This window comes from Pedobacter sp. FW305-3-2-15-E-R2A2 (assembly GCF_038446955.1).
Lineage (GTDB): Bacteria > Bacteroidota > Bacteroidia > Sphingobacteriales > Sphingobacteriaceae > Pedobacter.
The window spans coordinates 3,299,544-3,320,379 of sequence record NZ_CP151803.1; the positions used below are offsets into that span (position 1 = coordinate 3,299,544).

Annotated in this window: 23 protein-coding genes; 7 read left to right on the forward strand and 16 right to left on the reverse strand. The window is 42.4% G+C overall.

Annotated features, from left to right (window positions below; genetic code table 11):
* Nucleotides 1-49: 49 nt before the first annotated feature.
* Entirely contained in the window at nt 50-685 is a 636-nt protein-coding gene (locus AAFF35_RS13030; protein WP_342332950.1) for an MgtC/SapB family protein, read from the reverse strand.
* Nucleotides 686-909: 224 nt separating this feature from the next.
* Between AAFF35_RS13030 and AAFF35_RS13035 the strand changes: the two genes are divergently transcribed.
* Nucleotides 910-1,617 (forward strand): hypothetical protein, encoded by a 708-nt coding sequence (locus AAFF35_RS13035; protein WP_342332951.1) that lies wholly within the window; start codon nt 910-912, stop codon nt 1,615-1,617.
* Nucleotides 1,618-1,739: 122 nt separating this feature from the next.
* Here the strand turns inward: AAFF35_RS13035 and rocD are convergent, their stop codons facing one another.
* A complete protein-coding gene (rocD, locus tag AAFF35_RS13040; protein ID WP_342332952.1) occupies nt 1,740-2,999 on the reverse strand; it encodes an ornithine--oxo-acid transaminase in 1,260 nt (419 codons plus the stop codon).
* A 144-nt stretch (nt 3,000-3,143) separates the two neighbouring features.
* On the opposite strand from rocD, the gene AAFF35_RS13045 reads away from it, so the two are divergent.
* Both AAFF35_RS13045 and AAFF35_RS13050 read left to right on the forward strand, forming a co-directional pair.
* Nucleotides 3,144-3,596, forward strand: a complete 453-nt coding sequence (locus tag AAFF35_RS13045) for an Lrp/AsnC family transcriptional regulator (RefSeq protein WP_342332953.1) — start codon at nt 3,144-3,146, stop codon at nt 3,594-3,596.
* Between the two features lie 141 nt (nt 3,597-3,737).
* The gene (locus tag AAFF35_RS13050; RefSeq protein ID WP_342332954.1) at nt 3,738-3,956 is read left to right on the forward strand and encodes a winged helix-turn-helix transcriptional regulator; all 219 of its coding nucleotides are present in this window, start codon (nt 3,738-3,740) and stop codon (nt 3,954-3,956) included.
* Here the strand turns inward: AAFF35_RS13050 and AAFF35_RS13055 are convergent.
* Genes AAFF35_RS13055 through AAFF35_RS13085 form a run of 7 tightly spaced genes read right to left on the reverse strand, consistent with a single transcriptional unit; the run spans nt 3,953 to nt 9,576 of the window.
* The gene (locus tag AAFF35_RS13055) at nt 3,953-5,110 is read right to left on the reverse strand and encodes a lycopene cyclase family protein (RefSeq protein WP_342332955.1); all 1,158 of its coding nucleotides are present in this window, start codon (nt 5,108-5,110) and stop codon (nt 3,953-3,955) included. The genes AAFF35_RS13050 and AAFF35_RS13055 overlap by 4 nt on opposite strands.
* Nucleotides 5,107-5,574, reverse strand: a complete 468-nt coding sequence (locus AAFF35_RS13060) for a beta-carotene hydroxylase (protein ID WP_342332956.1) — start codon at nt 5,572-5,574, stop codon at nt 5,107-5,109. Before AAFF35_RS13060 ends, AAFF35_RS13055 begins: the two co-directional genes overlap by 4 nt.
* A complete protein-coding gene (gene idi / locus AAFF35_RS13065) occupies nt 5,567-6,094 on the reverse strand; it encodes an isopentenyl-diphosphate Delta-isomerase (RefSeq protein WP_342332957.1) in 528 nt (175 codons plus the stop codon). Before idi ends, AAFF35_RS13060 begins: the two co-directional genes overlap by 8 nt.
* On the reverse strand, nt 6,091-6,594 hold the full coding sequence (locus tag AAFF35_RS13070; protein WP_342332958.1) for a hypothetical protein: 504 nt from the start codon (nt 6,592-6,594) through the stop codon (nt 6,091-6,093). Before AAFF35_RS13070 ends, idi begins: the two co-directional genes overlap by 4 nt.
* Nucleotides 6,591-7,427, reverse strand: coding sequence for a phytoene/squalene synthase family protein (locus AAFF35_RS13075; RefSeq protein WP_342332959.1), 837 nt, complete (start codon nt 7,425-7,427; stop codon nt 6,591-6,593). Before AAFF35_RS13075 ends, AAFF35_RS13070 begins: the two co-directional genes overlap by 4 nt.
* A gap of 2 nt (nt 7,428-7,429) precedes the next feature.
* On the reverse strand, nt 7,430-8,929 hold the full coding sequence (crtI, locus tag AAFF35_RS13080; RefSeq protein ID WP_342332960.1) for a phytoene desaturase family protein: 1,500 nt from the start codon (nt 8,927-8,929) through the stop codon (nt 7,430-7,432).
* A 32-nt stretch (nt 8,930-8,961) separates the two neighbouring features.
* Nucleotides 8,962-9,576, reverse strand: coding sequence for a MarR family winged helix-turn-helix transcriptional regulator (locus AAFF35_RS13085; RefSeq protein WP_342332961.1), 615 nt, complete (start codon nt 9,574-9,576; stop codon nt 8,962-8,964).
* A 247-nt stretch (nt 9,577-9,823) separates the two neighbouring features.
* Here AAFF35_RS13085 and xth point away from each other — a divergent pair, with 247 nt between their 5' ends.
* The gene (gene xth, locus AAFF35_RS13090; RefSeq protein ID WP_342332962.1) at nt 9,824-10,594 is read left to right on the forward strand and encodes an exodeoxyribonuclease III; all 771 of its coding nucleotides are present in this window, start codon (nt 9,824-9,826) and stop codon (nt 10,592-10,594) included.
* 122 nt (nt 10,595-10,716) lie between these two features.
* On the forward strand, nt 10,717-12,036 hold the full coding sequence (chrA, locus tag AAFF35_RS13095; RefSeq protein WP_342332963.1) for a chromate efflux transporter: 1,320 nt from the start codon (nt 10,717-10,719) through the stop codon (nt 12,034-12,036).
* Between the two features lie 53 nt (nt 12,037-12,089).
* Here the strand turns inward: chrA and AAFF35_RS13100 are convergent, their stop codons facing one another.
* Nucleotides 12,090-12,269: a hypothetical protein gene (locus AAFF35_RS13100; RefSeq protein ID WP_342332964.1), complete on the reverse strand. Its 180-nt coding sequence runs from the start codon at nt 12,267-12,269 to the stop codon at nt 12,090-12,092.
* A 159-nt stretch (nt 12,270-12,428) separates the two neighbouring features.
* Between AAFF35_RS13100 and katG the strand changes: the two genes are divergently transcribed.
* Nucleotides 12,429-14,702: a catalase/peroxidase HPI gene (gene katG, locus AAFF35_RS13105; RefSeq protein ID WP_342332965.1), complete on the forward strand. Its 2,274-nt coding sequence runs from the start codon at nt 12,429-12,431 to the stop codon at nt 14,700-14,702.
* A 70-nt stretch (nt 14,703-14,772) separates the two neighbouring features.
* Here katG and AAFF35_RS13110 read toward each other — a convergent pair whose 3' ends face one another.
* The 6 genes from AAFF35_RS13110 to AAFF35_RS13135 form a co-directional block, all read right to left on the reverse strand.
* The gene (locus tag AAFF35_RS13110) at nt 14,773-15,546 is read right to left on the reverse strand and encodes a DUF1223 domain-containing protein (RefSeq protein ID WP_342332966.1); all 774 of its coding nucleotides are present in this window, start codon (nt 15,544-15,546) and stop codon (nt 14,773-14,775) included.
* Between the two features lie 111 nt (nt 15,547-15,657).
* Nucleotides 15,658-16,419 (reverse strand): LytTR family DNA-binding domain-containing protein, encoded by a 762-nt coding sequence (locus tag AAFF35_RS13115; protein WP_342332967.1) that lies wholly within the window; start codon nt 16,417-16,419, stop codon nt 15,658-15,660.
* Nucleotides 16,400-17,419, reverse strand: a complete 1,020-nt coding sequence (locus AAFF35_RS13120; RefSeq protein WP_342333363.1) for a histidine kinase — start codon at nt 17,417-17,419, stop codon at nt 16,400-16,402. The genes AAFF35_RS13115 and AAFF35_RS13120 overlap by 20 nt, the downstream gene beginning before the upstream one ends.
* Nucleotides 17,420-17,577: 158 nt before the next feature.
* Nucleotides 17,578-18,030 (reverse strand): organic hydroperoxide resistance protein, encoded by a 453-nt coding sequence (locus AAFF35_RS13125; RefSeq protein WP_342332968.1) that lies wholly within the window; start codon nt 18,028-18,030, stop codon nt 17,578-17,580.
* A gap of 48 nt (nt 18,031-18,078) precedes the next feature.
* On the reverse strand, nt 18,079-19,125 hold the full coding sequence (locus AAFF35_RS13130; RefSeq protein WP_342332969.1) for an alpha/beta hydrolase: 1,047 nt from the start codon (nt 19,123-19,125) through the stop codon (nt 18,079-18,081).
* 147 nt (nt 19,126-19,272) lie between these two features.
* Nucleotides 19,273-19,626, reverse strand: a complete 354-nt coding sequence (locus AAFF35_RS13135) for a helix-turn-helix domain-containing protein (protein ID WP_342332970.1) — start codon at nt 19,624-19,626, stop codon at nt 19,273-19,275.
* A 102-nt stretch (nt 19,627-19,728) separates the two neighbouring features.
* Here AAFF35_RS13135 and AAFF35_RS13140 point away from each other — a divergent pair, with 102 nt between their 5' ends.
* Nucleotides 19,729-20,469, forward strand: a complete 741-nt coding sequence (locus tag AAFF35_RS13140) for an SDR family oxidoreductase (protein ID WP_342332971.1) — start codon at nt 19,729-19,731, stop codon at nt 20,467-20,469.
* Nucleotides 20,470-20,836 lie beyond the last annotated feature (367 nt).

Consider the following 20,836-nt stretch of genomic DNA (forward strand, 5'->3'; position numbering starts at 1 on the left):
ATTGCATTTTTAGTTAAATGATTTTCCGGCATAAATTTAGGATTAATATTTAAGTAAAACTTAGTATTTCTGGTCGGGTGGCAAGCGTTTCACTCATTTCTGTCAGATACTTTTTCTTGCCGGATACCTTGAACGTGACCATTAAATGATTGTTTTCCTTGGCAATTTCCAGCCGTTCCAAAGAAAGGCCTTTTGTACTTAAAGTGTTCTCGAGTTGTGGGATCTGATCAAAGTCCGGATCACGGAAGGTGACACTTAGGAGCTGTTCTTTTTGCAGTTGAGCAATCATACGCTCTACCTTGGTTACCATCAGCAATACCCCCAATGTGATGATGGTAAGGCATAATGCCAGTGCATGATAACCGATTCCGGTAGTCATACCAATTGCAGCAGATGTCCAGATTACAGCGGCTGTGGTCAATCCCCGGACAGAAATCTTGTCTTTAAAAATTACACCTGCGCCGATAAAACCGATACCGGTAATGATGTTTGCTGAAATCCGGTCATCAGCCCCAACACCGTGGCGGGAAACGATGGTGAAAATCGTAGAGCCCAGAGAAATTAGAATGATGGTACGAAAGCCGGCAGATTTATTTTTATACTCCCGCTCAAAGCCTATTGCTCCTCCACATATGATGGAAACAATCATCGCAACCATATCCTCTAGCTCTACTGTAAAATCCATAAATAAATCTGTAAGTTATTATTTGCTATTACAAACCGATATTGGCCGGTTTTGTTTCAGTTACCTAATATAACAATAAGCATACTGTTGCTAGGAAAAATTGCAATAATCAAACCGTTTATCCTTTTGTTAATCTGTTTGCAAGATGATTAGTGATCTTGTTAAGGGAATTGTTAAAAAACATGTACTTGTCGCTACAATAGGGAATTATCTAAATTTAAATTATGAAAAAACTAAAATTCCGTCCAATGGATCTGGGCTCACACCCGTATGTTTTAGGAAAACCTTTTGCTGAAGATACTTATATAGAAAAAGCGTTCTTGAAATTTAAGAAAAAATATGGCATTGTAAACGCTATAGAAACGGGTACCCACGTAGGCGCCACATTTATATGGCTATATAACAATTTCGACAACGTTTATACTTGTGAAATTAAGGAAGAGTATTATCAAATCGCTTGCTCGTTGATATTTGGCCGTATAAGTGAAGACGAGCACTTTGAAAACGAAATTGTTAACCCTCCAAGTCTGGGGAAAATGATGATGAAGAACATTGATTCCGTAGACTTTATGAAGGAGATATGTCCAAAGTTGACAGGAGAGTCCATTTTCTTTTTAGATGCCCATTGGAAAAGCCATTGTCCACTCTTAGATGAGTTAAAGGCCATATCCGAAGCCAATCTGAAACCTGCAGTAATTGCAATTCATGATTTTAAAACCGATCATCCAGATGTTTTAGGCTATGACGTCTATAACGGTCGGTCATATGATTTGGATTGGATTAAGCCCTCAATTGATAGTATATATGGTGCTAACTGGAGTTTTGAATACAATGCTCCGGAAGAAGCAACAGGTGCTTTAAGAGGCATTATTTACATCAAACGGGAAGATGGTCAACTTTTTTTCAAAAATTCATCTAATCTTCATAATTGAGATGTAGGTTTGTATAGAGAGCGTTAATTTAATAGCCCGTATCCGTAACTGGTGCGGGTTATTTTTATATTAATATAGCTTAGTCAGGCAGGTCAGATGGCTTTATCATGTATTTATAAGCCCTAAGCAACGCTTAACAATGACCTTTCGATAATGTCCAGACTTTCGATAATTTGTGCTTCAGTAATCACTAATGGAGGAGCGAAACGGATCTTATTTCCATGAGTAGGTTTTGCCAGTAAGCCATTCTCTTTAAACTTCATACAGATGTTCCAGGCCATATCAGATTCTTCCGGGCAATTGATGACAATCGCATTCAGCAATCCTTTACCTCTGACCGACTGGATCAGGTCAGTTTTTGTGGCTATGTTTTCTAATCCAGCTCTGAATATTTCCCCAAGTCTCTGTGCGTTTTCTGCCAGATTCTCATCAATAACTACTTGTATCGCTTCTCTCGCCACGGCACAAGCCAAAGGATTTCCTCCATAGGTAGAGCCATGTTCGCCTGGCTTAATGGTTAACATGATTTCGTCATTGGCAAGTACTGCTGAAACTGGTAATACGCCACCAGAAATGGCTTTTCCCAAGATCAGAATATCCGGTTGGTTGTGCTTTTCTTCCGAATCAACTTCGTAAGAAGCTAGCATACTTCCAGTACGGGCAATTCCGGTTTGGATTTCATCAGCAATGAATAAAACATTGTAAGCCTGACAAAGTGCTTTAATGCGCGACAGGTAATTTGCATCTGGTACAACTACACCAGCTTCACCCTGAATGGGTTCTACTATGAAACCTGCAACATTTTTATCTGTTTTTAAAAGTGCTTCAAAAGCATCCACATCGTTGTAGGGAACATGGGTAATGCCACCTACAAAGGGGCCAAAGTCTTTTCTTGCACTTTCATCATTGGAGGCTGAAATTACAGAAATGGTTCTGCCGTGGAAATTTCCTTCGGCAAAGACGATCTTAGCCTGATCAGGTTGGATTCCCTTGATTTGATATGCCCATTTTCTACAAAGCTTCATCGCCGTTTCAACTGCTTCCACACCCGAGTTCATAATCAGGGATTTATCGTAACCAAAGAGGTTACATACAAATTCTTCAAAATCACCCAGTTTGTCATTATAAAATGCCCTGGAACTTAGGGTGAGTTCTTCTGCCTGATCTTTAAGCGCTTTAATAATCCTCGGGTGACCATGACCTTGGTTTACCGCTGAGTAAGCAGAAAGAAAGTCATAATACCTCATTTCTTCAACATCCCAAACGAAGACGCCTTTCCCTTTTTTCAGTACGACAGGTAGCGGGTGGTAATTATGTGCACCATATCGTTCTTCTTTTTCTATTAACTCCTCGCTTTTACTTAAATTTGTTGAAATATTCATAATTGACTATTTATTGGGCTAAAGATAATAAAATTTATTATTTTGTATTTCGCATAAAGTTAATTTGACTTTTTAATGGGTTTTGAAAGTGTATTTAATGCTGATGAACCGGTTTAGCTGAATAAAATAATTTTAAATACAAGTATGGACCACATTGATGAATTTGACATTCAAATATTAAAACAACTGGAAATAGATGGACGAATGGCCTATTCGGCGATTGCTGCCACATTGGGCATCTCCAACACCATGGTTCATCAGCGAATCTCCAGATTAACGGAGCAAGGAATATTGACAGGGATTAAACCTGTTTTAGATGAGAAGAAGATTGGTTACGACTGGGGATCCTTTACCGGGATCACACTCGAGAAAGACCATGACTCCAACAGGATCATTGAAGAATTAAAGAAAATTCCGGAAGTGACGGAGTGTTATTATATCAGCGGCGGATATACTTTGTACTTGAAAATTATTGCCAAAAATCATGAACACATGAGGCAAATACTTTATGAGAAAATCGACAATATCGACGGTATTGCCAAAACAGATTCTATCATGGAACTAGGTTGTGCGTTTAAAAGAAATATTATCCTGTAAAGTGTTTAATCTGTCTGCGGGTTGGATTTAATTGGATAAGTGTTGTACGGCAAATGGAAAATACGTCTCCTCTGGTTTATCAATTAGGGGTATCTGCGCCCCAGTGAGCTACAGCGGAAGGTTCCGGGTGCATCCAGAAGGGTGCTGAATATTCAGTTAAATGAACTGGAGGCTCACGAACTGGTTACTAAGGTCATATTTCCCGTGCTTCCCCCAAAAGTAGAATACAGTCTTACCGACTTTGGCAAAACGTTAATACCCGTCATTGCCACTTTGGGCAAATGGGGGGACGATAATGATGAACGCTTGCGACTGGCAATTCTCAAAAGCCTCGAAACAGGGCAGATGACAACTTATTAATTGCTCTTCATCAATTTTAAGGTACGCTTCAATAAAGCCATTGCGAACTCGCTTTTTTGCAGGGTTTTGAAAATCCGTATTTCCTCTATTAGAGAAGTTTCATTGTCCAGGAATTTTAATATTTGTTGGGACTTGTTTCTTTTGAACAGGGTGGAAAAGATTTTTTCACCTGAAAGGCGTTTGCTGCTCAGTAAATGGAGGAGCGTGGCATCATAGATGTCGAACCTTTTTGGCGAGCGCGTTAAAATATGAGGATGCCCGGATTTCTGCAATTGCGCCACAATCGCAGCGGTATGTTTCTGTATAAAACGAAAGGTATAGCCGGTGGATCCTTTGGTAAATCCTCCTGCCGTGCCGAGGTAAATGATCCGGCCTTGCTGTGGTTTAATGGGATGATCAGACATAGGGATTACACCTTTCTCTCTTTCTTTAATGTCGTAATCTTCGCAGTGTAACTGTTCCCGGATGTATTGTTTTAATGCAGTAGTATATGCTGTTGCCGGTAACTCATTTTCAGAGAATACTGTATATTCAATTAAAGCAAGAGTTGAGCTTAAAGGCAATACGTAGACGAAAGAGGTCCCTACCTGCTGAGCAGTGTTAAAGTCCATCAATGTAGCACGTTCCGGCTCAAATATTGGTGATTTACTTTCTATTATCCAGCCCTCAAAATGCTGTAGTAAATACTGATAACGATCAGGCCTTTTTTCCTGGATCCTGGGAATGCTGGAGAAAATATAATCAGTACTAAAGGTCTCTCCGTCGACGACCACGTATCCCTGTTCCTGCTCCGTATATATGCTTTCTACGTTTCCCTGTATCATACGGATGTGACTGCTTTCCGACAATTGTTTCTCAGTATAGGCATAGAAATCTGCTCCGCGAATCATTTTGTATTGATAGGGATGGATGTCCATGTGCTGACGATGCGCAGAGTTTGCAAAGGATAAGTGATTCCATTTCCTGAATACAACGGATTCAAATACATCCGGTTGTTGTTCCCAAAAACACCAGGTTCTGTCGTTTTCTTTTTTGCTGTCCTTATCTATCAGCAGGACTTTTTTGTTGGATACTTCAAGATAAGGCAACATCCTTAAAGCCAGACTTCGTCCTGCGCATCCTCCTCCGGCAATGATATAGTCAAAGTGTTTCATCGTTGCTTTTTTTGAGTGTGCTGCCAGTATTTTCGGGCGGCAAACAACATGCCGAAGGATTCACCATCGTGTCTGTCCAGGTGTTTATGGTGCATTTTATGTGCCCTTTTGATCGTTTTTATATACGTATTGTTGCTTCTTGAAAACCATTTGAATCTTTGGTGGATGACCACATCATGTATGATGAAATAGGCAATACCGTAGAGTAAGATTCCCAGACCAACGTAAAACATCCAATTGAATCCTGCTTCCGCGCCAAAAAAGAAAAGAAGAATGCTAGGGGCGGCGAATATCAGAAAGAAAAAATCATTTTTTTCAAAGAAATGAGGCTTCTTCTGGTGGTGATCTTTATGTAATACCCATAACAGCCCATGCATTACAAATTTATGCGTAAACCATGCTACACCTTCCATAAAGATAAAAGTACCTGTTGTAATCAGTAAATAGATCATTCCGTTAGTCATTGCTCTTTTTATAATGCAGCATTACTTCTGTAAAACATATTTTTAACCATGCGGTATATTTTTCATCCTCATGGATGAGGCTGGATTGCAGTTTTTCCATGTCGACATAGTTGAAGGATGCTACTTCATCCGGGTTAGGTTGAGGTTGAGCATCTGATGTGCCAAAATAAACATGATCATATTCATTTTCTGTCAGGCCGTTTTCAAATTCAGCCTGGTAGGAAAAGCTAAAAACAGGATGTATTTCGCATTCCATACCCATTTCTTCTTTTAATCGTCTTTTCGCGGCATGGATGGTCTCTTCGCCAGGTCGGGGATGACTACAGCAGGTATTGGTCCATTTTCCTGCGGAATGATACTTCCCCAGAGCCCGTTGCTGCAATAAAAGTGCTCCCGACTGGTTGAAAATAAAAACGGAGAAAGCACGGTGAAGTTTACCTTCAATATGTGCCTGTAGTTTAGGCATCGTTCCAATTGGCCGATCGTAGTGGTCTACCAGTATTACTTCTTCTTCCATCATGTATTTAATCCTTTCTTTTCGTCAGCAGAACAATAGTTCGAAGTTGACAAATATTTTAATATGCTTTCCTTCAATTTTTTATCTTTTATTGTTTTCAGGTTGCTTAATAAAAACTGTTTGTCCCTTGCGATATCGTCATTATAATTGAGGAATGAAGGGAGGTTAGTCTGAATAGCAAACCTCAAAAATCGTATTTCTATGTTATGAGATTCTTTCTTTACTGCTGCTTCGATCAGCGCTTTTCCTTTTTTGAACCTCCTGAATTTGTGGATTGGGTTAATTCCATACCTGCAGCGCATCATCTCAGCAGCTCCTTTATAGCAGATCAAAAGTGGAGGAGAGGAAGGTCCGGTGACAGACAATATTTTCAAAAGCCGGTCGGAGGAATCCTTGCTGTGCACTGCCGCTTCGAACAAACGCTTCACTTCCCGCAGTTCGGGTTCTGCGGAATAGGTTTTCGTTGCAAAAAGTAACAGGAAGAAAAAGGTTGCAGCTTTCATATGGTATTTGTTTTGTAGCGGATGATAGAGTCAAACATCAATCCGAATTTATGAGCATTTGAAATCCGGATCCTTTGGGTCATCACTTTCTCAGCCGTGCTGTTTTTGATCTTATTGAACAACTTTTTGTAATACACATAAGCTAGATAGACTCCGTTTTTAGAGGATGGAGGTAGTTCCCGGATGCCAATCAGTGCCAGTTTAAATTCGCTCTCAATTTCTTCTTCTATCTGTTTTTTTTCAATGTTGGTGAATTTGGAAAGGTTCACATTTGGAAAATAGGTCCGGTTGAGCATATAATAATCGGCGTTGACATCTCTCAGGAAATTCACCTTCTGAAATGCAGAGCCCAGTTTCATTGCCGAATCTTTCAGCTTTTCGTACTGTATTTTATCTCCTTCAGTAAAGACCTGCAGACACATTAAACCTACGACCTGAGCAGAACCCAGGATATATTGGTCGTATTTTTCAGGAGTATAAAGTTCTTGTTTAAGGTCCATTTCCATACTTTGAAGAAACAACTCAATCAATTCTTTGTCGATCTGATATTTGTTTACCACTTCCTGAAAGGAATTGAGTATCGGATTCAGGCTGATTCCCTCTTCGATGGCCTCATAGCAATCTCTTTTAAACTTCGCGAGCAAAGTAATTTTGTTATAGTCATGGAAGCTGTCTACGATTTCGTCTGCCAGTCGTACGAAGCCGTATATGGCGTAGATGGGCTGACGGAGTCTTTCGTTTAAAAAATAAATACCTAATGAAAAGCTGGTGCTATAACGTTTGGTAATCATTTCGCTGCATGCTGCTGATAATTTATCAAAGATCTCTTTCATGGCTATTTGTTTAGGTGCTTTATCAATTGTTGGGCGGCTATGTTTCCTGAGATAATGGAGGGCGGAACTCCCGGGCCTGGAACGGTAAGTTGCCCGGCGTAGAACAGGTTATCTATTTTCTTATTTTTCAGGGAGGGCTTCAGAGTGGCAGTTTGCATCAGCGTGTTTGCCAGTCCGTAGGCATTTCCTTTATAGGAATTGTAGTCTGCGATGAAATCACTTACGCAATAGCTTTTTTTATAATCCAGCTGTTCACGTATGGGGCTACCGGTATGGGCTTCCAGTCGGTCCATGATCAAATTGAAATACGTTTCCCGGATTGATTCAGGATCTTCAAGATCCGGCGCTAAGGGCATCAGGATAAATAGATTCTCATGTCCTTCCGGCGCCACTGAGGAATCAGTGATACTTGGACAGCATACATAAAATAAAGGTTTTGCAGGCCATTTTGCCTCTTTATAGATTTCCTGTGAATGCTGTTTCAAATCCTCATCAAAGAACAGGGTATGGTGTTTTAAACGGTTGATTTTAGTCTTCACCCCCAGATAAAAGATGAGGCAGGAGGGAGCAAGAACTCTATTATTCCAATATTTCTCCGTATAATTTCTGTAAGTCTGATCCAGTAGTTTTTCCTCCACATGGTGATAATCGGCAGCAGCAATGACGCCATCATAATCCTTTGTTCCTTTTGTTGAGGTTAGATTTACGATGTATTTTCCCTGTACATCAAGAGCGGTTACCGCAGTATCGGTGTGAAATTTTGCGCCCTGTTTTTCTGCGACATCCTTCATGGCCTGGATTACTTTTCCAAAACCACCTTTTGGATACCAGGTCCCTAGCTTGAGTCCTGCATAGTTCATCAGACTGTACAACGCCGGTGTGTCTTCGGGCATGGCCCCAAGAAAGAGGACCGGGAACTCCATTAAAGCGATGAGCCTGGGATCTTTGAAGTATTTTTTTACATGTGAGCTGAAAGAAGTAAAAACCTGCAGTTTAAACAGACCTTTTGCCAGATCTGCGTCTGCAAACTCCAGTAAGGAGAGTCCGGGTTTGTAAACAAGTTTCCCGATTCCGATCTGATACTTGTATTCTGCTTCCGTTAAAAAGCTCCTTAGTTTAGCGGCACTTCCGCTTTCTATAGATTCGAACAGTTGGCAGAGTTCTTCAAAATTAGCCGGGATATTTAAGACTTCATCATTTCTGAAAACTACGCTGAAACCAGGGTCAAGTAATTGCAGTTCATAAAAATCTGATGCTTTACAGCCAAAGTCATTAAAAAACTTTTCAAATACTTCGGGCATCCAATACCAACTTGGCCCCATGTCAAACACATAGCCGTTATCGGTACTGAGTTGGCGGGCGCGTCCGCCGATGTCTGTATTTTTTTCATAAACATCTACGCTGTAACCTTGCTTTGCAAGGTAAGCCGCAGCACTGATTCCGGCAAAGCCCGAGCCAATTACCGCTATTTCAAGACCTTCTTTTATTTGATGAACTGACATGCAGGTTTTTAATTATGATGATTTGTAATGGGCTACAGCTGGCCTTTTGTTTTTTCCTCGTGAAAGTTTTCAAGCTTTGTCAGCAAGCGGATCAATTCCATTTTTTCCTGATGGGATAGTGGCTCTGTTACCTTCATGGAGGCTATTCTTATCTTCTGCATGCTTTCATTTAAAAGCTGAGTTCCTTTTGGTGTGATGTGGATCATTCTGTTCCTCTTGTCACTATCTAGTGCGGCCTGTTCTACCAATCCATTGCTGATTAACCGGTTTACGATTTGCATTCCCGCAGATTTTTCATGAATATTCAGTCGGATGAGCGCCGTTTTGGTCATACTTCCAAATGAGATCAAACTGATTAAATAAATGAATTCATCAGGCGTAGAAAAGGCGGTGTCGACTATCGCTGCTTTAGCATGCAATCTGGCATATTTATAAAGGTGAACTAAGGAAGTGTTAATTACGCTATCAGCTGAACGTCCATTTACCTTTCCATCCCATTCCGGCTCGGGAACTGAGACATGCCCTGTTTTCTGGTAATATTCAGTTAACCATTGTCCAAATAAATAGGGATCCTGCTCCTGGGGACCAGATTCCTGCTCGTAAATTTTAATCAAGCCTATTACCTCGGTTATTAGATCGTAATACATGTATTTAAATTAATAAGTACAAATTTATACTAATTTAGCTCATATTTATACTTTGTTTTTTATTTAAATGTTTATTAAGATTGATAAAAGTATAAAATAATACTTATTATTCTAATAATACTGTTTTTTTAGGGACTCCTAAAGAAACAGGTTTTCTACAGGATAGATTGTTTGAAGCCGATGGTGTCATTGAGGTGCAGTTTTTGCAGGAGAAAATACGACCGTTTAAAATTTACTTGACCGCAAGATGAAAATAGCAACCTATAACGTAAACGGAGTTAATGGCCGCCTGCCGGTATTGCTTCGTTGGTTAAAAGAATCAAAACCTGATGTAGTATGTTTACAAGAACTGAAAGCCCCACAGGAAAAGTTCCCTTTGGCTGAAATTAATGATGCAGGCTATCAGGCAATCTGGCATGGACAGAAAAGCTGGAACGGAGTCGCAATCCTTTCGGCAGGAGCGGAATTGAAAGAAGTTCATCGAGTATTGCCCGGTGATCCTGAAGATCTTCAAAGCAGGTATATCGAAGCAATTGTGAATGACATCGTGATCGGATGCCTTTACCTGCCCAACGGTAATCCTTATCCTGGCCCGAAATTCGATTACAAACTGGGTTGGTTTAAGCGCTTCTCTGCACATGCGCAAAAGCTGTTGGATTTGGGTGTTCCTGCCATCCTTACCGGCGATTTTAACGTGATCCCTACAGAAAAAGATGTGTATAAACCGGAACGCTGGATAAATGACGCCTTGTTCAGGGAAGAAGTGCGTGAGGCTTTCAAAGCCCTCGTTGATCAGGGATGGACAGACGCCATCCGAAAACTATACCCGGAAGAGACCATTTATACCTTTTGGGATTACTTCCGTAATGCCTATGGTCGTGACGCCGGACTTCGCATCGATCACTTTCTTTTGAGCCCACAGATTGACAAACGATTGATCGGGGCAGGGGTAAACCGGGAAGTCAGAGGCTGGGAAAAAACAAGTGACCACGGGCCAGTCTGGATAGAGATTAAGTAAAAAAAACGTATCTTTACATCGCTTCACCGGAACTCGAATACACCTGTAAACCGGCCTTCATTATCCATTAATGACCATTGTTTGGGCAGAAAATTCTGTCGGAGGAGAAGCTTTGCGTTTTTATGAAAGAAAATAAATCCCCCTTCCCACCATCATTTAAAGAAGCCCTCAGGTTCTGGTTTAAACTAGGTTGGATTAGTTTCGGAGGAACGTTGGGACACATCAGTATCATGCACAACTTTCTGGTCGAAAAGAAGAAATGGATCAGTAGCAGCAGGTTCTTTCATGCGCTTAGCTTGTGTATGCTTTTGCCAGGACCTGAAGCGCAGCAACTGGCTATATATATCGGCTGGCAGCTTCATGGTAAAAAGGGAGGGATTCTTGCCGGGATATTCTTCATTCTCCCTTCCATGTTTATTCTTTTGGCGCTGAGCTGTATCTATGTGAGCTATGGGAACCAAGCCTGGATGGATGCCATTTTCAGTGGCTTAAAACCAGCTGTTGTGGCGATTATCTTTCATGCCCTCTGGAGCGTTGGTAAAAAAGCACTCCATACCATTTTCCACTATATATTGGCCGGGCTTGCCTTTGCAAGCATTTTTTTCTTCAATATTTCTATGCCTTATATTATCTTCGGGACGATTGTCTCTGCGTTAATCTTAAGGTATTTCTGGCCGTCTTTAGTCTATAAAGGGAAGGCCGGAGAATCCCATGAAAGTTTGAATGAGCAGAATTATTATATTAACAATAAAACTGAGGGAGGGAAGAACTTCAAAGCTAAATTATTATGGAAACAATGCCTGTTATTTGCCTTCCTCTGGATGCTGCCCCTGTTTTTTTTCTATGCATTGAGTCCTGATTTCACCTTCTGGAAAGGTTTAATATTGTTTTTTACCCAAACCGCACTCTTTACCATTGGCGGATCTTATACGGTTTTGCCCTATGTGGCTCAGTTTAGTGTTTCAAGATTTAACTGGTTGAGCAAATCTCAGATGGTAGATGGATTTGCATTGGCGGAGACCACTCCCGGACCATTGATTATTGTAGTTTGCTATGTCGGTTTTATGGCTGGTTTTAACCATTTCGATGGCTCATTAGTTATGGGGACTGTCGGACTGCTGGCGACCACATTTTACACTTTTCTACCTTCATTCCTCTTCATCTTTGTGGGCGGACCGATATTGGAACGTACCCGGGGAAGCGTGGTTATCAGTGATGTGCTTGGTTTTGTAACGGCAGCAGTAGTGGGAGTGATCCTGAACCTGACATTCTATCTGGGGAAAGATGTGCTGTTTCCTCAGGGCCTGATCCTACATAAAATAGATTTAATGGCTTTGCTTTGGGTATTTGTATCCGTCGTGCTCATCTTTAAATTCAGGTTAAATATCGTGTACCTGATCCTGCTCAGTATGTTGTATGGACTGCTCCAATACTGCATTTAGTTCAGTATTGGTGGTATCATCCTAAAACAGGTTAAAGGGGAGCGGTTATTCCATTACTTTTGGACTTCCAATGTCGGTTTTACCTGCTGAACTTGCGTTGCTGCGCGTGTATTGTTATTGCATTTCCCCAACAGGCTATATATTACAATAAATATAATGATGGTGGAGAGGCAACCGCCTCCCAATTTTTTAGCGCCCCATGCGGCGATGATACCTCTGAAGAAATTATTCATAGCAATAGAGTTGTCAGGATACAACAATAGGCCTGCCTAATAGTTTTTAACTATTTAATATAGATTTAATTGATAGTGATTATTGGATTCAATATCTTAAATTTATAATGGTTGACAATTACAGACACCTAAATAAAATTCATTATATAAAATTAAGATATGGAAAGAGAATCAAATGACATCAGTAAATGCCCCTTTCATAATGGCAGTATGAAGCACAATGTTGGAGGTGGCGGCACGCGGAACAATGATTGGTGGCCTAACCAGTTAAAGCTGAGTATTCTGCGTCAGCATTCCTCTTTGTCAGATCCGATGGGTGAAGATTTTAATTATGCCGAAGCTTTTAAAAGCCTTGATCTTGCAGCTGTTAAAGCGGATCTTAATGCATTGATGACCGATTCTCAGGATTGGTGGCCGGCAGACTTTGGTCACTATGGCGGCTTATTTATACGTATGGCATGGCATAGTGCCGGAACCTACCGTGTAGGTGACGGACGCGGTGGCGCTGGCGCTGGTTTGCAACGTTTTGCCCCGCTGAACAGTTGGCCTGATAACGTCAGTCTGGATAAAGCACGCAGATTGCTTTGGCCGGTCAAACAAAAATATGGACGCAATATTTCCTGGGCCGATCTGATGATCCTTGCAGGAAACGTGGCCTTAGAATCCATGGGTTTTGAAACTTTTGGTTTCGCCGGTGGACGTGAAGATGTGTGGGAGGCAGACGAATCTGTGTATTGGGGTTCTGAAGCGACCTGGCTGGGTGGCGATTTGCGTTATGCACATGGATCACCTGGTGTAGAAGGTGATGGCGTACTGGTGACTGATGACAATGCGGATGGTAATGTCCATTCCCGAAATCTCGAAAAACCGCTTGCCGCGGTACAAATGGGCTTGATTTATGTGAACCCTGAAGGTCCGGATGGCAATCCGGATCCTATTGCTGCCGCTAAAGACATCCGTGATACCTTTGGCCGAATGGCGATGGACGATGAAGAAACGGTGGCACTGATTGCCGGTGGTCATAGCTTTGGCAAAACCCACGGTGCTGCCTCTGCAGATAACGTGGGCAAAGAGCCTGAGGCGGTAGACCTGGAAATGCAGGGTTTAGGTTGGAGCAACAGTCATGGCACAGGCAAAGGTGCCGATGCGATTACCAGCGGACTGGAAGTGATCTGGACAAAAACACCGACTCAATGGAGTAATAATTTCTTTGAAAATCTGTTTGGTTTTGAATGGGAATTGTCTAAAAGCCCTGCTGGTGCCCATCAATGGGTAGCTAAGAATGCAGAAGCTTTTATTCCTGATGCTTTTGATAGTACAAAAAAGCATCTTCCGACGATGCTAACAACCGATCTTTCTTTAAGATTTGATCCGGCATACGAGAAAATATCACGTCGCTTTTTAGAGAACCCGGATGCCTTTGCAGACGCGTTTGCACGTGCATGGTTTAAATTGACACATCGCGATATGGGGCCACGCGAACGCTACCTGGGGCCTGAGGTGCCACAGGAAGTATTGTTGTGGCAGGATCCAATTCCTGCGGTTGATCATGTCCTGATCGATGAAAATGATATTGTGGCACTGAAAGCAAAGGTATTGGCGGCCGGTTTCAATGTACCTGAACTGGTTTCCACAGCATGGGCTTCGGCTTCTACCTTCCGTGGGTCAGATAAACGTGGTGGCGCCAATGGTGCAAGGATCCGTCTTGCTCCACAGAAATACTGGCAGGTGAATAACAATTCCCAATTGCATAATGTACTGAGTGTATTGGAAGGCATTCAAAATGAATTTAACGGATCACAGACCAGTGGTAAAAAAGTTTCTTTGGCGGATCTGATTGTGCTTGCTGGTGCTGCAGCTGTTGAAAAAGCGGCAAAAGATGCTGGACAGGCCATTACGGTACCTTTTACACCTGGTCGTATGGATGCTTCACAGGAACAAACTGATGTCGAATCATTCGGCTATCTGGAGCCTGCTGCTGATGGTTTCCGGAATTACCGCAAATCAAAAATTCCGGTATCGACTGAAGAATTATTGATAGATAAGGCACATTTGCTGACTCTTACCGCACCTGAATTAACCGTGTTGTTGGGTGGTTTGCGCGCATTGAATGCCAATTTTGATGGTTCAAAACATGGCGTTTTCACTTCACGCCCTGGTCAGTTAACGAACGATTTCTTTGTCAACCTACTCGACATGAATACGGTATGGAAAGCAGTAGCCGCTGATAAGGAAGTTTATGAAGGCCGTGACCGCAACAGCGGACAGGTAAAATGGACCGGTACCCGTGCAGACCTTGTTTTTGGTTCCAATTCGGAGCTGAGAGCAATTGCCGAAGTGTATGCAAGTTCTGATGCTCAGGGTAAATTTGCAAAAGATTTTGTGAAGGCATGGACTAAAGTGATGAACCTGGACAGGTTTGACTTAAAGTAAACTATAAAATAAATAAATATGCCCCGTCCTTAGCTGGATGGGGCATATCTGTGAAAATGGCATCGGATTATTAAAACACAACTTTGGTTGCGGCATTGATGGCCCTTGTTTTAGGATCTTGAAGGAAACCGATCAGTTCCCAGCCATTGGTATTGAAATCTTTGGAAAGTGAAATGCTGACCTGGCCTTTTTTATCTTTTTCCAACTCAAATGAATAAAGTTGTCTGACGATTTGTGCATGGGCTAAGGTTCGTCCTTCGTTTTCGCCACGTTTTACTTTGCTGACTGCATTTTTTTGCACTACTGCAATCACGAGTTCATTATGATCACTATCTCCGGTAACCTGATAATCCAGAGCCATCTTACCGGATTGCAGGTTTCCATGCAGAGTTACAGCGGCTGCAGGGCTGCCTTTTAAGGCACTGTTAATTGCGTAATCTGTTGCGGATTCGTTGGAGCCTACAAATTCCGTTTTGCCATTAACGACCAGTTGTGGCGTATAGACCTGAGCGCCGAGCTTGCTGGCATACTGGTACTGGCGTTTCGAATAATCAGCATTGCTAAAAGTATCTTTCCAACCTAAACGGTCCCAATAATCGACATGATAAGTCAATACATATACCGGTCTGTTGCCTGCTTCTTTCTGGACTTTAGCCAAAAGTTCGTCTGCAGGCGGACAGCTCGAGCAACCTTCGGAAGTAAACAGTTCAAGAACGGCAAAGCCATCTCCTTTAATGGTTCGTTCTGTTGATGATTTAGAAGCAATGCTTCTGTCGGCGAGAATCGCGCTGAACAATAGCAGCGCACCTAGCGCAGCGATTATTGAAATCTGGATTGGTTTCATAGCTTTTGATTTTTTATTTGATTCAAAAGTATCCTTCAAAAGCGCTGAAAATAAGCCGGAAATGGCTAAACCAGACATTTCGAACCGCCAGTTAGACAAGCAGAGACCAGACTAGCGGTTTTCCATCCAGGCGAGAAAGAGCTGTGATTTTTCCTTATTGATGAGCAACTTTTCTGGCGTTTCAATAAGCAGCTTAACATACAACTTTCGTAAAAAATAATGCTCCACTTCTTTGATCGCTTTAAAGTTGACCAGGTACTGGCGGTTTACCCTAAAGAACTGTCTGGCTGAAACTGAAGCGGCAATCTGGTCCAGGGCCTGGTTCAGTGCAAACTCTTGTCCGTCAAAACACATGATGGAAGTGGAGTCGTTACGGATATAAAAAAAGGCAATTTGTTCAATTTGTACCGTAGTGTATTTCTGGTGTTTGAATACCAGAAAACTTGTCTTTTCTGCAGGTTTAACAATGTTGATCAGCATTTCTGCAAGGTCAGGAATCTGCTTTTGCTGGAAAAAGTTCTTCAGCTCATCAACTTTTTTAAAAGCGCCGGTAATGTCTTCTTTGGAGAAGGGTTTGAGTAGATAATCGACCCCATTGGCCTTAAAAGCTTCCAGGGAATATTCGTCGAAGGCGGTACAGAATACCACCGGACAGGTGATTTTTACAGCTTTGAATATCTCAAAGCTGAGGCCATCAGCCAATTGGATGTCCATAAAGATCAAATCGGGAGGCGTACCTTCTGAAAGCGCCGAAACCGATGCTTCTATACTTTGGTATGGTCCGGTGATTTTGGCTTCAGGCCTGATTTCCCGAATCATATTTTCGAGAGATTTTGCTGTTCTCAGCTCATCCTCAATGATGATGATGTTCATAGATAATAGGGAGTTTGATTTGGAATGTAATGTTGTCATTGATGATCTCTACCTGTTTGTCCAGTAAATGGCTATACCTGAGTTCTATGTTTTTTAGACCTACGCCGAGTGAACCTGCTTCGCCGGTTTTCAGCTGTATGTGGTTTTCTATTATTATCTTTTCACCCTCCTGATAGAGCCTGATTTTTAAGGGCCTTTGAAGAGAAACGATGTTGTGCTTGAGACAGTTTTCTACCAATAGCTGTAAAGTGAAAGGAGGGATGAGTGTAGATAAGATATTGTTGTCCAGTGTGCTATTGAATGTAAATCCTTCGTCGAACCTCGCTTTTTGTAAAAAGAGGTAAGCATCAAGAATTTCCATTTCTTCCTTTACATGGATCAGATCCAGCTTGCGGCTTTCCAGCGTGTAGCGGTAGAAATTGGAGAGTTTCAGAATAAAATCCACGGATTGCTGGTCCCCGGTTTCTACCATTGCTTTCAACGTGTTTAGGCTGTTGAATAGAAAATGAGGATTAACCTGTTGCTTGAGCAATTCATATTGTGCCCCCAGGTTATCATTTCTGGTACGCTCCAGTTCCATGTTGACATGCTGGTTCTCGTAATTCTGCTGAAGTAGGTTCAGGAACATGTAAAACACGAGATTGATCAGGATTCCCCTAACTTCCACCATGAGCATAACCGGTCCGAAATCAATATGGGAAAGAATAAGCTGCTGAATGTAAGCCAGTCCTAGCATGATGACCAGTCCAAAAAGTAAAGATTTCAGCAGTTTACCATAGGAAATGCTTTGCTTGCGGTGCTTGTCGCCATTATCTGAGAGCATATAGATGTTGAAATACCACATCATCACCGCAAAAATTGCAGTAATGCCGGCATTAACAATCGCTTCTAAAGCATTAAACTGACGTGAAGCCAGTTGAGGTACAGAGGAGAGCAGTCCTAAAACTATTGAACTGGTCCAGATGATGGTATGAGAAATCTTAAAGCCTGTTTTCTTCATCAATAAAGAGGGTATTTTACTTCAATGGTCGTTCTAAACGATAACGATCATCTAATGTATTGATAAATATTGTGATCAAGAGAAAAGATCTTGAGCGCGCAAAGAGAAGTGGAGGATGTCCGGACTTCTCTTTGTTTTACGCGTCCGCTGAATGAGGATTAAATGGCAATGCTGATCTCTACACCGATATTGCCACGTGTGGCTTTTGAATATGGGCAGGTCTGATGAGCCGCTTCAACCACTGCTTTGGCTTGTTCTGCGCTGAGTCCAGGTAAATTAACCTCTAGTCTTGCCTGCAGTGAATAACCGTCGTCGCCGCTTGCCAGATCTACCTCGGCATTTACTGAGGTTTCTGCAGGTAGGGTTATTTTTAAACTGGCAGCATTGATCTTCATTGCTCCGATGAAACAGGCAGACCATCCTGCAGCAAATAACTGCTCCGGGTTGGTGCCCGTACCTGAGGTTCCAGGGCTGGAAAGGTTGATTTCCAATCGGCCATCAGTACTTTTCGCTTGTCCTTCGCGACCTCCGGTAACGTGTACTTTTCCTGTGTATAAAACTTTAGTGATTGTTGCTGCACCTGCTGAGGTGATTACTGTTTGAGTTTTCATATGTATATAATTGTTTTTTTGATTTTATTTAAAATTTATGATAATTGATTATTTTGTCCAGTTTGAAACTTCAATGATGGCATCTGAAAAGGCTTGCGGAGCTTCTTGTGGCAGGTTATGTCCAATACTTCCGCTAAGGTTATGGTGACTGTAGCGACCTTTGAACTTTACAGCATAAGTCGAGGGCTCCGGATGTGGGGCGCCATTGGCATCTCCTTCAAGCGTGATTGCCGGAACGGTGATGGCAGGAGCGGCAGCCAGTTGTTTTTCGAGTGCATCGTATTGCGGTTCTCCCTCCGCAAGGCCTAGTCGCCAGCGATAATTATGAACCACAATGGCTACATGGTCCGGGTGGTTGAGTGATGCTGCAGAGCGTTCAAATGTGGTGTCTTCAAATTGCCATTTTGGTGAAGCAGTTTGCCAGATTAACTTTGCAAAATCATGCCAGTTTGCCTCATAACCCATACGACCGCGCTCGGTTGCAAAATAGAACTGGTACCACCAGGCTTGTTCCGCTTTAGGTGATAATGGCATCTCGTTGGCCTTTTGACTGCCAATCAGATAACCACTTACGGAGACCAGTGCTTCACAGCGTTCCGGCCACAATGCAGCTACAATACAGGCCGTGCGGGCTCCCCAGTCAAAACCTCCGATAATGGCTTTATTGATTTTCAATGCATCCATCAATGCAATCACATCCAGTGCTAAGGCAGATTGCTGTCCGTTACGGGGGCTTTCTGAAGAAAGGAATGTCGTGCTGCCATGGCCACGCAGGTGTGGTACAATGACCCTAAAGCCCTTTTTTGCCAGGATATCTGCAGATACAGCAAAACTATGAATGTCGTATGGCCAGCCATGAAGGAGAATAACTGTACGGCCGTTTTCCGGGCCCAGCTCTGCGTAGCCCACATCAAGCACACCCGCTTTTACCTGTTTGATTTTGTCAAAGGTATGTAGCTGAGCTCCGTTTAAGGTCGCTTTGGTTTTTGTCTGGGCCGCCTTTAAAATGCCGGCATTGCCAAGCCCGGCTGCTGCAATAGTGATGGACGCAATGCTCAGAAAGCGACGGCGACCTAAGTTTGGTTGATATTCCATGCTGATGTCTTTGTTTTATGGTCTGTAATTCAGATGTTTTAATCATCTGACAGGACAAAACTACCATCAGGACACTGCCATAGAAATCAATATCGGGTTGAAGCAGACCCTCTGAGCTGTCAACCGGACATATCGCTCCCTGAAAAATTAGCTGCTTTTGATCAGCTCCCTATGGGCCTTGCCCCATTTGATCATTTCCAGGATAATATCTCCAAAAGAACGGCAATAATCAGTAGGGGAATAAGCGATCATGGAAGGAATGTCGGGATCCACGGTTCTTTTGATCAGCTGGTTGGCTTCCATATCTTTCAACTCACGTGAAAGCATTCTGGTGGTGATACCCGGGATGCTGCGTTCAATTTCCCTGAATCTGCTGTTGCCATTACAAAGGGAATTAATGATGGGTAACTTCCATTTTCCGCCAAGTACATAGATCGTATCCTGAAGGGCCTGTACCTCTTCCTGTTGATTGCGAGGATTAGAAAGTACCTCCTTGATCATTTTGAGCCTCTTTTTGTCTTCCATTTGGTATCATCGGTTATACTGGTTACAAAGTTATACCATTTCCCTTATAGCTTTGCACACAGAATAAATAAAATTATAATGGAAACTTTAAAAAACAAAGTAGCTGTGGTTACCGGTGGTAACAGTGGCATCGGATATGCCACAGCAGTAGAATTAAAAGCAGCAGGAGCAAAGGTGATCATTACCGGAAGGCGTAAGGAGGCCATTGAAACTGCGGCCCGGGAACTTGGGGTTACCGGTTTTGTGGCAGATCAGTCAAGCCTGGCAGACATTGAGCACCTGGTGGAAAGGGTAAAAGATGAATTCGGAAAAGTGGACATTCTGTTCATCAATGCTGGAATATTGGGAGGTGGGGCCATTGCTGAAGCGACCGAAGAAACCTTCGACAGCGTGATCGGGGTTAATTTTAAGGGCGCTTATTTCACGCTTAGTCGTTTTATTCCCCTTCTGAATGATGGTTCATCAGTCGTGTTTTTGTCTTCCAATACGGCAAGCATGAGCGCCGCAAACTCCTCCATTTATTCTTCCACTAAAGCTGCGCTTAATTCGGTGATGAAGATTGCTGCGGTGGAGTTGGCGCCGCGTAGGATCAGGGTAAATGCGGTAAGCCCAGGTCCGATAGCCACAGAAATCCTGAACAAACAAGGACTTACAGAAGAGCAGCTTGAGGGCCTGAAAGAATGGATCATCGGACGGGTTCCTTTGCAGCAAATGGGAAGGGCCGGCGATGTCGGAAAGATGGTGGTTCAGCTGTCTGGCGAAGCCTCGTCTTTCATTACAGGTGCAGAATTTCTGATGGATGGGGGAATGAGCCTTTAACCATCACTCCGCAACTTTATGGATCCATTGCTTCATTTCCTTAATCTGAAAATTCAAGGTCGCAAATGACAAACTCAACATCGGCTTAGTCCAGCTGAACCATTTGGTTATCGGTCACTTTGCTTCATGGGAAGAGCCGCAATTGGTTTAAATGTTTTGTTTATTAAACTAACTGTTCATCATTGTACAGCACATGTTCGGTATCGAACATGTGCTGTACCTGGTTATTTGTAATTGACTGCTGTAGATGTGTTTATGTTTTTTGTCTTTCATGGCACAAAAGCTGGAAGGTGGCTGATCAGTTGCGATCACTTACCGCATAAAAGAACATGAAGAATTCGCTTTTGACATCAAAAATAAAGTGCAT

Coding starts and splice junctions, on each gene's coding strand:
- AAFF35_RS13030 (WP_342332950.1), bottom strand. CDS start 685: ATGGATTTTACAGTAGAGCTAGAGGATATGGTTGCGATGATTGTTTCC.
- AAFF35_RS13035 (WP_342332951.1), top strand. CDS start 910: ATGAAAAAACTAAAATTCCGTCCAATGGATCTGGGCTCACACCCGTAT.
- rocD (WP_342332952.1), bottom strand. CDS start 2,999: ATGAATATTTCAACAAATTTAAGTAAAAGCGAGGAGTTAATAGAAAAA.
- AAFF35_RS13045 (WP_342332953.1), top strand. CDS start 3,144: ATGGACCACATTGATGAATTTGACATTCAAATATTAAAACAACTGGAA.
- AAFF35_RS13055 (WP_342332955.1), bottom strand. CDS start 5,110: ATGAAACACTTTGACTATATCATTGCCGGAGGAGGATGCGCAGGACGA.
- AAFF35_RS13060 (WP_342332956.1), bottom strand. CDS start 5,574: ATGACTAACGGAATGATCTATTTACTGATTACAACAGGTACTTTTATC.
- idi (WP_342332957.1), bottom strand. CDS start 6,094: ATGATGGAAGAAGAAGTAATACTGGTAGACCACTACGATCGGCCAATT.
- AAFF35_RS13070 (WP_342332958.1), bottom strand. CDS start 6,594: ATGAAAGCTGCAACCTTTTTCTTCCTGTTACTTTTTGCAACGAAAACC.
- AAFF35_RS13075 (WP_342332959.1), bottom strand. CDS start 7,427: ATGAAAGAGATCTTTGATAAATTATCAGCAGCATGCAGCGAAATGATT.
- crtI (WP_342332960.1), bottom strand. CDS start 8,929: ATGTCAGTTCATCAAATAAAAGAAGGTCTTGAAATAGCGGTAATTGGC.
- AAFF35_RS13085 (WP_342332961.1), bottom strand. CDS start 9,576: ATGTATTACGATCTAATAACCGAGGTAATAGGCTTGATTAAAATTTAC.
- xth (WP_342332962.1), top strand. CDS start 9,824: ATGAAAATAGCAACCTATAACGTAAACGGAGTTAATGGCCGCCTGCCG.
- chrA (WP_342332963.1), top strand. CDS start 10,717: ATGAAAGAAAATAAATCCCCCTTCCCACCATCATTTAAAGAAGCCCTC.
- AAFF35_RS13100 (WP_342332964.1), bottom strand. CDS start 12,269: ATGAATAATTTCTTCAGAGGTATCATCGCCGCATGGGGCGCTAAAAAA.
- katG (WP_342332965.1), top strand. CDS start 12,429: ATGGAAAGAGAATCAAATGACATCAGTAAATGCCCCTTTCATAATGGC.
- AAFF35_RS13110 (WP_342332966.1), bottom strand. CDS start 15,546: ATGAAACCAATCCAGATTTCAATAATCGCTGCGCTAGGTGCGCTGCTA.
- AAFF35_RS13115 (WP_342332967.1), bottom strand. CDS start 16,419: ATGAACATCATCATCATTGAGGATGAGCTGAGAACAGCAAAATCTCTC.
- AAFF35_RS13120 (WP_342333363.1), bottom strand. CDS start 17,419: ATGAAGAAAACAGGCTTTAAGATTTCTCATACCATCATCTGGACCAGT.
- AAFF35_RS13125 (WP_342332968.1), bottom strand. CDS start 18,030: ATGAAAACTCAAACAGTAATCACCTCAGCAGGTGCAGCAACAATCACT.
- AAFF35_RS13130 (WP_342332969.1), bottom strand. CDS start 19,125: ATGGAATATCAACCAAACTTAGGTCGCCGTCGCTTTCTGAGCATTGCG.
- AAFF35_RS13135 (WP_342332970.1), bottom strand. CDS start 19,626: ATGATCAAGGAGGTACTTTCTAATCCTCGCAATCAACAGGAAGAGGTA.
- AAFF35_RS13140 (WP_342332971.1), top strand. CDS start 19,729: ATGGAAACTTTAAAAAACAAAGTAGCTGTGGTTACCGGTGGTAACAGT.